Below are 11,720 nucleotides of genomic sequence, written 5' to 3'. Positions count from 1 at the left end.
CCCCGCGCTGATGGCCCGGCCGATGTCCCGCAAGGCGTCCAGCTGCTCGGGGGTGAGCATCGCGGTCGGTGTCTGCGTGGGGGGCTGCGTCGGGGCCTCGGTGGGCGTCGCGGTGGCGGTGGGATGCCCGCTCGGCGTGGGGGCCGGGCCGTCGTCGACGGAGCACCTGGCGTTGTTGATCAGGCAGTTGACCGGGTCGGCGGCGTGTGCGGCGGCCTTGGTGACGAAACCGACCTGGACGGCCGCGCCGGGTGCGATGGTGGCGTTCCAGCCGGCCGGCTTCACGGTGACGGTCTGTCCGGAGACGGTGTAGTCGCCGTTCCACAGCGAGCTGATGGCGGTGCCGGCCGGCAGGTCGAAGGTCAGCGTCCAGCCGTCGATGGCACTGCCGGTGGAGTTGGTGATCGTGTACTGCCCGGTGTAGCCGGTGGACCAGTCGCTGGTCTTGGAGTAGGCGGCGCCGACCGTCGCGGCGCTCGCGGAGCCGGCGAGGGCGAAGGCTCCGCCGGCTATCGCGGCTGCCGCGGTGACGGCGCCGATCAGCTGCACCGTGCGGCTGGGACGGCGTCGGTGAGTGGTTGCCATGTGCTGCCTGCCTCGTACTGGGGGGAAGTGCGGGACGCAGGCGCACGCTAGCGGGCTCGGATCGGACAAAAACCCAGTTGAGGGCGGTGAGCCGGGTTCTTATGGCGGGCTTAAGGGTGGCCAAGGGACGGGATAAGACTCACCCCGTTCAGGAGCCGGTGGACCCGGTCAGATGGGCGAAGACCACCACGTTGTCCTGGTAGTCCTGCTTGGTCCGGTCGAAGGTGCCGCCGCAGGTGATGATCCGCAGCTGGGCGTCCGGGGTGTCGCCGTAGACCTTCTGGTCGGGGAACGTGGCCTTGGAGAAGGTCTGCACGGAGTCGACCTTGAAGGAGACGGTGCTGCCGTCGGCGCGCTTGACGGCCACCGAGGCGCCCGGCTTGACCAGGGAGAGCAGCAGGAACACCGCGGGCCCGGTCTTGGTGTCGACGTGCCCGGCGACGATCGCCGCGCCCTGCTCGCCCGGGGTGGGCCCGTCGGCGTAGTAGCCGACCTCGCTGGGCCGGCTCATCGGCGGCGGTTCCAGGGCGCCGTCGGCGCCCAGCGACAGCGGGACGAAGGGGGCGTCCACGCCGATGGAGGGGATCGACAGGCGGGTGGGCACCGAACGCCCGAGGGCCGGGACGGCGCTGCTCGCGGAGGAGGGCGCGCCGGCGGAGGTGGGGGGCCCGGCGGTCGGCCCGGCGACGGTCTGCGGCACCGGGGGGACCCCGCTGGCGGTGTCCTGGCCGTGGGGGTTGAGGGAGTTGTAGACCAGGAGGGTGCCCAGGAGTGCCGCGGCGGCGGCCCAGCGCAGGACGCGGGACCCGCTGTCGCGCACGGGTGCCGATTCCGGCTCGGGTCCGCCGGTCTGCGGGTGCTGCACGGCCATGAGGCGCTGCCTTTCCACGATCCGCCGGGAGGCGGGAGGGGTACTGCCGATGAGGCCGCCCGGACGCGGCCGGGAGCCGGAACGGGACGGGCGTGGCCACCGCCGGAACGGTCGGTGGCCACGCCGTCAGGGCGTTGCTGTGCAGGTGTGAGCGGAATCAGACCGCCATGGTGGCGCCGTTGGCGCGGCGGCGGCGCAGCACGAACGCGCCGGCGCCGAGGCCGCCGAGCAGCAGGACGGAGCCCGCAGCCAGGCCGCTGCCGGTCTCCAGGGACATGCCGCCGCCACCGGTGTGCATGCCACCGTGCGGGTGCTGGCCCTCCCAGCCGGAGCCGCCCTGGTCGTTGCCGCCCCAGCTGCCGGAGTCCGAGGAACCGCTCGGGTCGTAGGCGCCGATGGCGCGCGCCATGGCGCCGCCGCCGGTGTCCATACCGCCGTGCGGGTCCTTGTGGTCACCGCGGTGGTCACCGTGGTGGTCACCGTGCGAGTCGCTCGACGAGGACGAGCTGTCCGAGGACGAGCTGTCGGACCACGAGTTGCTGGACGAGGTGTTGCTGGACGAGGTGTTGCTGGACGAGGTGTTGCTGGACGACGAGTTGTCGTGACCGGCGCCCGGGCGGTTGTTGGGGTCGTAGGCGCCCTGGGCACCGAGGCCGGTCAGCGCCATGGCGCCGCCGCCGGTGGCCATGCCGCCGTGCGGGTCCTTGTGGTCGCCGTGGTGGTCCCCGTGGTGGTCACCGTGCGAGTCGCTCGACGAGGAGGAGCTGTCCGAGGACGAGCTGTCGGACGACGAGCTGTCGGACGAGGAGGAGCTGCTGGAGGACGAGCCGGCGCCGTGGCTGTTCGGGTCGTAGGCGTTGACGGCACCCGTGGCGTGGGCGGCCGGCGCGGCGATGGCCAGGCACGCGGAGAGTGCGGCACCGGCCAGAACGGAACGAGCAGTACGCATGGAGAAGGTTCCTTCCGTCGGCACACACGCCGGTCGGCTTCATGCCGGCCCTGGAAAGCGAGGTGACGACGTGATCACCGTCAGTCACTTCTGCGTTCCGTGCATCTTGAGTGAGCCGCCAGGGTGGCCCACTCCGCTCTTCGGGTGGCGATCCGTCAGTCTGACCGCCCGTCGGGCGCTCTTCCGGCAGTCCCTTCCGGGCCGTCAGAAAGCTCCAACTGACCTCCGGAGCACGGCAGACGACATCACGTCAGCCGTGACGGGGCTCCGGGGGTCACCCGCACGGCCGGGGCGGCCCGTGCGGCGGCCGGGGTAGTGACCACTGTGACGGGTGGGAAAGCCGTGCCCGGACCCGGCCTGGTCCGGGACCGGCGGCACCCTGTCCGCCACGACCCGAACCCGCATTCCGTACGCGTACTCGTCTACGCGTACGCGCACCCCGAGAGGACGCCATGGCTTCGGACCCGCCTTCGGCCCCGGCACCTGCCCCGCACCCCGGCAACGGCCGCCGGACCCTTCTGCGCGCGCTGACGGGCGGCGGCGCACTGGCCGCGCTGAGCCTGTCCACGGCGCCCCGGGCGTCGGCGGCCGCCCCGCAGGCCGCGCCCGCGGCGGGCCGCGCCGCCGCCGACCCGTTCGCGCTGGACCGGTTCGAGCCGACCGGCCGGGTCCGCGAGTACTGGATCCAGGCCGACTCGTTCACGCACAACCTGGTGCCGAACGGCAAGGACGGCATGACCGGCGACACGTACACCGCCGGGCAGACGTCCTATCAGGCGGTCGGCTACCGCGCCTACACCCCGAACTGGGGCAGCCCGCTGCCGGGCGACCCCGCGGTCGACGGGATCGGGCCGAACACCGGCATCCCCGGGCCGGTGCTGCGCGGCCAGGTCGGCGACGTCATCCGGGTGCACTTCCGCAACAACGACGCGCACTACCAGTGGCCGCACAGCATGCACCCGCACGGTGTGCGCTACACGCCGGACAACGACGGCGGCTGGATGGCCGACGACGCCAAGAAGCCGGGCACGGCCGTGGCCTACGGGGACACGTACACCTACACGTGGGAGTGCACCCCCGGTTCCGTGGGGAGCTGGCCGTACCACGACCACGCCGTACCGGAGACGGTGCCGCGGCCGAAGTCGGGCTCAGGGGCGTCGGGTTCGGGCGCCAAGGGCGGCAGCACCGGTGGCGGGGGCGGCACCGCTGACGCCGCCGGCGGCGGGGGCGCGCACGGCGGCGCCGGGGCGTTCCCCGGCGGCGGTCCCGAGATGGAAGTCGGCGCGGTGCTGGGCCTGTTCGGGATGATCGCCGTCACCGACGAGCAGACCCCGCCGGTGGACCGGGAGTTCGTGCTGTTCCTGCACGACCTGTCGGCCGGCGACGCCCCGGCGCTCCAGCAGGACCTGTCGCTGTGCAACGGCGGCGCGTTCGTCGACAACGCGCCCACCTTCACCGCGAAGGCCGGCGACCGGGTGCGCTGGCGGGTCGGGACGCTGGGCAACTCCCTGCACGTCTTCCACCTGCACGGCCACCGCTGGCAGACCCCGGCCGGATGGGTGGACTCGCAGGTGCTCGGCCCGGCGACGACGCTGACCCTGGAGTACCAGGAGGACAACCCGGGCGACTGGCTCTACCACTGCCACATGCCCGCGCACATGATGCGCGGCATGGCGGGCCGCTATGTGGTGAGCGGCTGACGGGCGCCCGGGCGGCCGACCGCCGCACGGCGGCCGTCCGGGCGGCGCCTCGCACGCACACCGCGGGGCCGTACGCGCCGTGCGTACGGCCCCGCGGTGTGCACGGGCGGCGGTCAGCCGCGGCGGAACACCTGCTCGAGGACCTCCTCCAGCGTCTTCTCGTGGTCGGGGTCGGGGCCCTTGGTGCACCAGGCGGTGAACCCGTCGGGCCGGACCAGGACCGCGCCCTCGTCGGTGGTGTTGTGCAGCCGCGCCCAGTCCGGCGCCTCCTCGCCGCCGCCTTCGGGGATCAGGTCGACGCCGACGCGGTAGCACTCCAGCGGCACGCCGGTGCGCTCGGCCACCCGGCGGCCGGCCTCGTGCCAGTCGGCCGCGTCGGGGCCGCTGAGCAGCACGGGCGCCCGCTCGTAGAGGTCCAGGGTCGACAGCCGCCGCCCGTCCAGGCGGACCCACATGTGCGGGGCCCGGCCGCCGGGTTCGGTGACGGGACGGAAGTCCTGCGGGATCACCGGTCCCTCGGCGTCGGCGCCGAGGACCGCGCCCTCCCGGTAGCGGTAGCCGAGCACGACCGCGAGCATCCCGGCCTGCGGGCCGCCGCTCGGGGTGACGTCGTAGCCGGGGTGGCTGTGCTCCGCCGACCGGGCGGAGGCACGGGCGCCGGTGGCCAGCGCGACCGCGCGCCGCTCGGTGTCGTAGGTCTCCAGCAGCGCGGGGCCGGCCCAGCCGTGCAGCACGGCGGCGAGCTTCCAGGCCAGGTTGTGGGCGTCCTGGATGCCGGTGTTGGAGCCGAACGCGCCGGTGGGCGACATCTCGTGGGCGGAGTCGCCGGCGAGGAAGATCCGGCCGCGGCCATAGCGGGCGGCGGTGCGTTCCGCGGCGTGCCAGGGGGCCTTCCCGGTGACCTCGACCTCCAGGCCGGGCACACCGGTGGCGGTGCGGATGAGGCGCGCGCACCGCTCGTCGGTGAAGTCATCCAGCGTCTCGCCGTCGTCGGGCCGCCACGGCGCGTGGAAGACCCAGTCCTGCTCGTTGTCGACGGGCAGCAGCGCGCCCGGGCTCTCGGGGTTGGTCAGGTAGCAGACGATGAACCGGCGGTCGCCGACGGCGTCGGCCAGCCCCTTGGCCCGGAAGGTGATGCTGACGTTGTGGAACAGGTCGCCGGGGCCGGTCATCGGGATGCCGAGGCGTTCGCGTGACGGGCTGCGGGGTCCGTCCGCGGCGATCAGGTAGTCGGCGCGCACGGTGCGCTCGCGTCCGGACTCGCGGTCGCGGACGACGGCCGTCACTCCTTCGGCGTCCTGCTCGGCCGCGATCAGTTCGGTGCTGAAGCGGATGTCGCCGCCGAGCTCGCGCGCGCTGTCCAGCAGCACCGGTTCCAGGTCGTTCTGGCTGCACAGGCACCACCCGGACGGGCTGATGCGCGCCAGCCGGCCGCCCGGGTCGATCTGCTTGAACAGCCACTCCTGGTCGGCGCCCGTCAGGGTGCCGGCCTGCAGGATGCCGTGGTTGCCTGCGAGCACGGACGCGGCCTCCCGGATGGCCGGCTCGACCCCGGCGGTCCGGAACAGCTCCATCGTGCGGACGTTGTTGCCGCGCCCCCGCGGGTGGTGCGAGGTGCGCGCGTGGCGCTCGACGAGCGTGTGCCGGATGCCGAGGCGGCCGAGGAACAGCGACGCGGACAGCCCCACGAGGGAGCCGCCGGCGATCAGGACGGGCACGCGCTCGTCGGCGCGGGAATCGGTGGTGGACGTCATGGCGGTCTCTCCCGTGCGGAGTCGGGTTCTCCCGTGCGGAGTCGGGCGGGTGGCGGCCGGCGCGGGTGCCGCGGCGAACGGCGGCACCGCTGCCGGCCTGCGTGTGCTCCCTTCCCTGCCGGGTCGCAGCGGGGAGCACCTTGCCCGGGTCTTCACTCGCCCGCCTCACGTGCCGTGCGGGATTTGTCCGTTTTCGTGAGCATTACGGTAGCCGGTCGAGCCGAACGCATATGCAGTCGGCATGGCCTGTTGCCGTGCCCACAGCAGTGCCCAGTGCCGTGCCCGTTGCAGGTGGCCGGGACGCCCGTCCCACCGCCGCACCACCGGCGGCCGCCCGCACCGGCGGGGGCCGGGCCGCCCAGCACTCCGAGAGGAACGATCCGTGACGACTCTGGACGAGCGGCGCACCGCGCCGTCCCCCGCCGAGGCCGAGACCTCCACGCGACTGCGCGTGGTCCTGCTGCTGGACGTGCTCGACGGGAAGGAGCAGCAGTTCCTGCAGGCCTACGAGCAGATCCGCCACCAGGTGGCGGCCGTACCCGGCCACATCAGCGACCAGCTCTGCCAGTCCCTGGGCAACTCCTCGCAGTGGCTCATCACCTCCGAGTGGGAGAGCAGCGAGCCGTTCCTGGAGTGGGTGGAGAGCGCGGCGCACCGCAAGATGGTCGAACCGCTGCACGGCTGCGTGCGCGACACCACCTCGCTGCGGTTCGTCATCGAGCGGGAGACGCCAGACCCGGCGCTGGGCGAGGCCCGCAAGAGCCCCCGGTCCTCGTCCGCCTCGGCCCGCCCGGCCGCGGGCACCGACCCGCTGCCCGCGCCGCCGCTGTGCACCGGCGGCGTCGTCCGGCACGCGATCACCTTCACCGTGACGCCCGGCAGCGAGGAGAAGGTGGCCCGCCTGCTGGCGGACTACGAGTCGCCCAAGGCGCAGGTCGACGACACCACGCGGCTGCTGCGGACCTCGCTGTACATGCACGGCAACCGGGTGGTGCGCGCCGTCGAGGTCACCGGCGACCTGGGCAACGCGCTGCGGCACGTGGCCCAGCAGCCCGAGGTGCGCGCGGTGGAGGAGGCGATCAACCCGTACCTGGAGGAGGAGCGCGACCTGACCGACGCGGCCTCCGCCCGGGCCTTCTTCGCCCGTGCGGCGCTGCCCGCGGTCGAGCACGCCACGTCCGACCCGCAGGCCGGCGAGGTCACGCGGGTGGCCTACCTGCACCCGATCGACGCCCAGCAGGGCCCGTCGGAGGCCCGGCGGCTGGCCGGCCTGGACGCGGCGGACTGCACCGACCCCGGTCACGCGCTCGCCGCCGCGACCGTGTTCCAGCGCGGGGACGTCCTGGTGCGCGTCCTCGACGTGCGCGGGCCCGCGGACTCCGGCGACCCGCACGGCCTGGCCCGCGGCGGCCGTCGGATGGAGCTGATCACCGACCGCACGTCGCACGACGCCTGACCCGCGCCCGCACACCCACCCACCACCCTGAGGAGCGGTCATGACCGACCCGAAAGCACGCATCGTCCACCTCGACGACACCAGCCCGAACACCCGCCGCGGCGGCGATCTGCGGGCGGTCCTCACCCCGACCTCGGTGGGTGCCACCAGCGGCTTCATGGGCCTGGCGATCATCAAGCCGGGCGACCGCATCGGCGAGCACTACCACCCGTACTCCGAGGAGTTCGTGTACGTGGTCAGCGGCGAGCTGGAGGTGGACCTCGACGGCATCACCCACGCGCTGCGCCCCGACCAGGGCCTGATGATCCCGGTCGACCAGCGGCACCGGTTCCGCAACGTCGGCACCACCGAGGCACGGATGGTCTTCCACCTCGGCCCGCTGGCCCCGCGTCCGGAGCTCGGCCATGTGGACACGGAGGTCACCGAGGAGGCGGCTGCCGTCCAAGCCGCTCCCCCCGACCCGGCCGGGGCGCACGCGTGAACCGGCGGGTGGCGGTCACCGGGCTCGGGGTGGTGGCCCCCGGCGGCATAGGCGTGCCGGCGTTCTGGGACCTGCTGACGTCCGGCAGGACCGCGACGCGGGGCATCACCCTGTTCAACCCCGAGGGTTTCCGCTCCCGCATAGCAGCCGAGTGCGACTTCGACGCCAGGACCGCCGGAATAGCCGCCGACCTCGCCGAACGCACCGACCGGTACGTGCAGTTCGCGCTGACCGCGGCCCGCGAGGCGGTGCGCGACAGCGGTCTCGACCTGGCCGCCGAGGACCCCTGGCGGATCGGCACGTCTCTGGGGTCCGCCGTCGGCGGCACCACACGGCTGGAGCACGACTACGTGGCGGTCAGCGAGCGCGGCGCCCGCTGGGACGTCGCGCACGAGCCGTCCGGCGCGCACCTGCACCGGGCCTTCCAGCCCAGCGCGCTGGCCTCCGAGGTGGCCGAGGACCTCGGCGCCCGCGGCCCGGTGCAGACCGTCTCCACCGGCTGCACCTCGGGGCTCGACGCCGTCGGCCACGCCTTCCACCTGGTCCAGGAGGGCCGGGCGGACATCATCGTGGCCGGCGCCGCGGACTCCCCCATCTCGCCCATCACCGTCGCCTGTTTCGACGCGATCAAGGCGACCTCGACCCGCAACGACGACCCGGCGCATGCCTCCAGGCCGTTCGACGCCGAACGCGACGGGTTCGTGCTCGGCGAGGGCGCGGCGGTGCTGCTCCTGGAGGAGTGGGAGCACGCGCGGGCCAGGGGCGCCGTCATCCACTGCGAACTGCGCGGCTTCGCGACGTTCGGCAACGCCTACCACATGACCGGGCTGACGGCCGAGGGCCGGGAGATGTCCGAGGCCATCGACCACGCGCTGGCCGAGGCCCGGATCGGAGCCGACTGCGTCGACTACGTCAACGCGCACGGTTCGGGCACCAAGCAGAACGACCGGCACGAGACCGCCGCGGTCAAGCGGTCGCTGGGCGAGCGCGCCAGGACCGTCCCCATGAGCTCGATCAAGTCGATGGTCGGGCACTCGCTCGGCGCCATCGGCGCCATCGAACTCGCGGCCTGCGCGCTGGCGTTGAAGCACGACGTCGTCCCGCCGACCGCCAACTACGAGACGCCCGACCCGGACTGCGACCTGGACTACGTGCCGCGCACGGCACGCGAGACCCCGCTGCGGTCGGTGCTCTCGGTGGGCAGCGGCTTCGGCGGCTTCCAGTCCGCGGTGGTGCTCGCGCACCCGGAGAGGAGCACGTCATGAGCCAGCCGATACCCGCTTCGTCCACTTCGTCCGCCTCAGCCCCCTCGGCCGCACCCTCCCGTTCGGCCCGCAGCCGGCCGCGGCAGCCGGTGGTGACCGGTGTCGGCGTGGTCGCCCCGAACGGCCAGAGCGCCGAGCGGTTCTGGAAGTCCGTCCAGAACGGCGACTCCGTGCTCGGCCCGGTCACCCGGGAGGGCTGCACGCACCTGCCGCTGAAGGTGGCCGGCGAGGTCGAGGGGTTCGACCCGTCGGCGCTGATCGACGGCCGTTTCCTGGTGCAGACCGACCGCTTCACGCACTTCGCCATGGCCGCCGCCGAGATGGCCCTGCAGGACGCCCGGCTGGAGAACGACCCGGAACACCCCTTCGCCATCGGCGTGGTGACCGCGGCCGGCTCCGGCGGCGGCGAGTTCGGCCAGGGCGAGCTCCAGCAACTGTGGGGCAAGGGGCCGTCGTTCGTCGGCCCGTACCAGTCCATCGCCTGGTTCTACGCCGCCAGCACCGGGCAGATATCGATCCGCGGCGGGTTCCGCGGACCGTGCGGGGTGCTCGCCAACGACGAGGCCGGCGGGCTGGACGCGCTGGCCCACGCGGCCCGCACCATCCGGCGCGGCACCGACGCGGTGGTGGTCGGTGCGACCGAGGCGCCGCTCGCCCCCTACTCGGTGGTGTGCCAGCTCGGCTACCCCGAACTGAGCCTCTCCGCCGACCCGCAGCGGGCCTATCTTCCCTTCACCACCGATGCCTGCGGGTTCGCGCCCGCCGAGGGCGGCGCGATGTTCGTGCTGGAGGACCGGGAGGCCGCGCAGCGCCGCGGCGCCCGGCCGCAGGCGGTGCTCGCCGGACACGCGGCGAACTTCACCGGCACGGGCGACTGGAGCCGGTCCCGGCAGGGGCTGGCCCGGGCCATCCGGGACGCCCTGGACGAGGCCGGGTGCTCCGCGCGCGAGGTGGACGTGGTCTTCGCCGATGCCCTCGGCGTCCCGGAGGCCGACCAGGCCGAAGCGCTGGCGATCGCCGACGCGCTCGGCCCCCACGCGGCGACGGTCCCCGTCACCGCACCGAAAACCGGCTTCGGCCGCGCCTATTCCGCCTCCTCGGCGCTCGACGTCGCAGCAGCCGTGCTGGCCCTGGAACACGGCGTGGTGCCGCCCACCCCGAATGTCACGGGGGTGCGGCACGACCTCGACGTCGTCACCGGGGAGGCTCGAACCACCCCCCTTCACACCGCGCTCGTCCTCAGCCGTGGGCTGATGGGGTGCAACTCCGCCGTGGTGCTGCGAAGCGCCCACGGGGACGAGCGCTGACCCTCACCGGCGCCCGCCCCCGCTCACGGGCGGGCGCCGGTGGACCCGTGACCGCCGGAGATCCCCCCGGCGGTCCCGAACGAAGGAGATCCACCGATGAACGGACCTGTCACTTTCGACGAACTGGCCGCCCTGATGAAGGCCCGTGCCGGGCTGACCGTCGACCCGCGGGAGATGGAGCGCCGCCCCGACGCGACCTTCGCCGAGTTCGACCTGGACTCCCTGGGCCTGCTCGGCATCGTCGCCGAGCTGGAGAAGCGGTACGGGCGGCCCATCGGCGACCAGGCGGAGGGCTGCAAGAGCCCGCACGCGTTCCTCGACAACGTCAACAACCAGCTCACGGCCGCAGGAGTCTGACATGGCAGGACACACCGACAACCGCATCGTCATCGCCGCGCCGCTCGACCTGACGTGGGAGATCACCAACGACCTGGAACGCTGGCCGACGCTGTTCAGCGAGTACGCCGAGGTCGAGGTGATGGAGCGCAAGGGCGACACCGTCACCTTCCGCCTGACCATGCACCCGGACGAGAGCGGCACGGTCTGGAGCTGGGTCTCCGAGCGCACCGCCGACCGGGCGAACTGGACGGTCAAGGCCCACCGGGTCGAGACCGGGCCGTTCGAGTTCATGAACATCCGCTGGGAGTACGGTCAGGTGCCCGGCGGCACGGAGATGCGCTGGCTGCAGGAGTTCGCGATGAAGCCGACCGCCCCGGTCGACGACGCGGGCATGACCGACCACATCAACCGCAACTCCGTCATCCAGATGGAGCGCATCCGCGAGCAGGTCGAGCAGGCGGCCGCCGCCATGGCGCCGGCCGCAGGGGCGTCCGCATCCGGCGGGAGGATGTGAGCCGATGCACCGCTCGCTCATCGTCGCGCGGATGAAGCCGGAGTCCGCCGAGGACATCGCGCGGACCTTCGCCGAGTCCGACCGCGGTGAACTGCCCGGTCTGATCGGGGTCACCGGCCGCAGCCTGTTCCAGTTCGGCGAGGTGTACCTGCATCTGATCGAGGCCGAGCGCCCGCCCGGGCCGGAGGTCGCGCGGATGAAGGACCACCCGGAGTTCCGGGCGATCAGCCGGGCGCTGGACCCGTACGTCTCGGCGTACGACCCGGCGACCTGGCGCGAGCCCAAGGACGCGATGGCCCGCGAGTTCTACCGCTGGGAGCGCGCGGGCGCCTGACCGGCCCGCACGCGCCGCACACGCCGCTCCGCCCGTACCCCGATCGGCGACTTCGCCGTCATCTCGGGGGTCCGCGAGACCGGAAAGATGATCAAGGTCGAGGACATCGTGGCCCACTTCCAGACCCGCTGCCGCGGCGTCCCGGCGATCTCGTCGGGGTGACTC

At 73.4% G+C, this 11,720-nt stretch carries 13 protein-coding genes; 8 read left to right on the top strand and 5 right to left on the bottom strand.

The window, feature by feature from the left end; genetic code table 11:
- From K7862_RS36455 to K7862_RS36445, 3 genes are all read right to left on the bottom strand, one after another.
- On the bottom strand, nt 1–585 hold a 585-nt coding region (locus K7862_RS36455), incomplete at its 3' end, for a cellulose binding domain-containing protein (RefSeq protein WP_222969987.1).
- Nucleotides 586–733: 148 nt separating this feature from the next.
- Nucleotides 734–1,456, bottom strand: coding sequence for a class F sortase (locus K7862_RS36450; RefSeq protein WP_222969985.1), 723 nt, complete (start codon nt 1,454–1,456; stop codon nt 734–736).
- A 157-nt stretch (nt 1,457–1,613) separates the two neighbouring features.
- On the bottom strand, nt 1,614–2,405 hold the full coding sequence (locus K7862_RS36445; RefSeq protein ID WP_222969983.1) for a hypothetical protein: 792 nt from the start codon (nt 2,403–2,405) through the stop codon (nt 1,614–1,616).
- Between the two features lie 452 nt (nt 2,406–2,857).
- On the opposite strand from K7862_RS36445, the gene K7862_RS36440 reads away from it, so the two are divergent.
- Complete coding sequence (locus K7862_RS36440) at nt 2,858–4,105, top strand: multicopper oxidase domain-containing protein (RefSeq protein WP_222969981.1); 1,248 nt, start codon at nt 2,858–2,860, stop codon at nt 4,103–4,105.
- Between the two features lie 113 nt (nt 4,106–4,218).
- On the opposite strand, the gene K7862_RS36435 is transcribed toward K7862_RS36440, so the two are convergent.
- Nucleotides 4,219–5,859, bottom strand: coding sequence for an FAD-dependent oxidoreductase (locus K7862_RS36435; protein ID WP_222969979.1), 1,641 nt, complete (start codon nt 5,857–5,859; stop codon nt 4,219–4,221).
- 382 nt (nt 5,860–6,241) lie between these two features.
- Between K7862_RS36435 and K7862_RS36430 the strand changes: the two genes are divergently transcribed.
- The 7 genes from K7862_RS36430 to K7862_RS36400 all read left to right on the top strand — a co-directional run bounded on the left by K7862_RS36430 (nt 6,242) and on the right by K7862_RS36400 (nt 11,555).
- Complete coding sequence (locus K7862_RS36430; RefSeq protein ID WP_308012377.1) at nt 6,242–7,315, top strand: SchA/CurD-like domain-containing protein; 1,074 nt, start codon at nt 6,242–6,244, stop codon at nt 7,313–7,315.
- A gap of 40 nt (nt 7,316–7,355) precedes the next feature.
- The gene (locus K7862_RS36425; RefSeq protein ID WP_222969975.1) at nt 7,356–7,796 is read left to right on the top strand and encodes a cupin domain-containing protein; all 441 of its coding nucleotides are present in this window, start codon (nt 7,356–7,358) and stop codon (nt 7,794–7,796) included.
- Entirely contained in the window at nt 7,793–9,061 is a 1,269-nt protein-coding gene (locus K7862_RS36420; protein WP_222969973.1) for a beta-ketoacyl-[acyl-carrier-protein] synthase family protein, read from the top strand. Before K7862_RS36425 ends, K7862_RS36420 begins: the two co-directional genes overlap by 4 nt.
- Nucleotides 9,058–10,368 (top strand): beta-ketoacyl synthase N-terminal-like domain-containing protein, encoded by a 1,311-nt coding sequence (locus tag K7862_RS36415; RefSeq protein ID WP_222969971.1) that lies wholly within the window; start codon nt 9,058–9,060, stop codon nt 10,366–10,368. The genes K7862_RS36420 and K7862_RS36415 overlap by 4 nt, the downstream gene beginning before the upstream one ends.
- Nucleotides 10,369–10,464: 96 nt before the next feature.
- Nucleotides 10,465–10,725 (top strand): acyl carrier protein, encoded by a 261-nt coding sequence (locus K7862_RS36410; protein ID WP_222969969.1) that lies wholly within the window; start codon nt 10,465–10,467, stop codon nt 10,723–10,725.
- A 1-nt stretch (nt 10,726) separates the two neighbouring features.
- Nucleotides 10,727–11,221, top strand: a complete 495-nt coding sequence (locus K7862_RS36405; protein ID WP_222969967.1) for an SRPBCC family protein — start codon at nt 10,727–10,729, stop codon at nt 11,219–11,221.
- Between the two features lie 4 nt (nt 11,222–11,225).
- A complete protein-coding gene (locus K7862_RS36400; RefSeq protein ID WP_222969965.1) occupies nt 11,226–11,555 on the top strand; it encodes a TcmI family type II polyketide cyclase in 330 nt (109 codons plus the stop codon).
- On the opposite strand, the gene K7862_RS36395 is transcribed toward K7862_RS36400, so the two are convergent.
- The coding region (locus tag K7862_RS36395; protein ID WP_222969962.1) for a hypothetical protein at nt 11,528–11,720 on the bottom strand (193 nt) is incomplete at its 5' end. The genes K7862_RS36400 and K7862_RS36395 overlap by 28 nt on opposite strands.

This window comes from Actinacidiphila acidipaludis (assembly GCF_019890725.1).
GTDB lineage: Bacteria > Actinomycetota > Actinomycetes > Streptomycetales > Streptomycetaceae > Actinacidiphila > Actinacidiphila acidipaludis.
This window is presented reverse-complemented; position numbering and strand designations above follow the sequence as displayed.

Excerpts from the sequence above, each read along its gene's own strand:
- K7862_RS36450 (WP_222969985.1), bottom strand. The coding sequence starts at position 1,456 with ATGGCCGTGCAGCACCCGCAGACCGGCGGACCCGAGCCGGAATCGGCA.
- K7862_RS36445 (WP_222969983.1), bottom strand. The coding sequence starts at position 2,405 with ATGCGTACTGCTCGTTCCGTTCTGGCCGGTGCCGCACTCTCCGCGTGC.
- K7862_RS36440 (WP_222969981.1), top strand. The coding sequence starts at position 2,858 with ATGGCTTCGGACCCGCCTTCGGCCCCGGCACCTGCCCCGCACCCCGGC.
- K7862_RS36435 (WP_222969979.1), bottom strand. The coding sequence starts at position 5,859 with ATGACGTCCACCACCGATTCCCGCGCCGACGAGCGCGTGCCCGTCCTG.
- K7862_RS36425 (WP_222969975.1), top strand. The coding sequence starts at position 7,356 with ATGACCGACCCGAAAGCACGCATCGTCCACCTCGACGACACCAGCCCG.
- K7862_RS36415 (WP_222969971.1), top strand. The coding sequence starts at position 9,058 with ATGAGCCAGCCGATACCCGCTTCGTCCACTTCGTCCGCCTCAGCCCCC.
- K7862_RS36410 (WP_222969969.1), top strand. The coding sequence starts at position 10,465 with ATGAACGGACCTGTCACTTTCGACGAACTGGCCGCCCTGATGAAGGCC.
- K7862_RS36405 (WP_222969967.1), top strand. The coding sequence starts at position 10,727 with ATGGCAGGACACACCGACAACCGCATCGTCATCGCCGCGCCGCTCGAC.
- K7862_RS36400 (WP_222969965.1), top strand. The coding sequence starts at position 11,226 with ATGCACCGCTCGCTCATCGTCGCGCGGATGAAGCCGGAGTCCGCCGAG.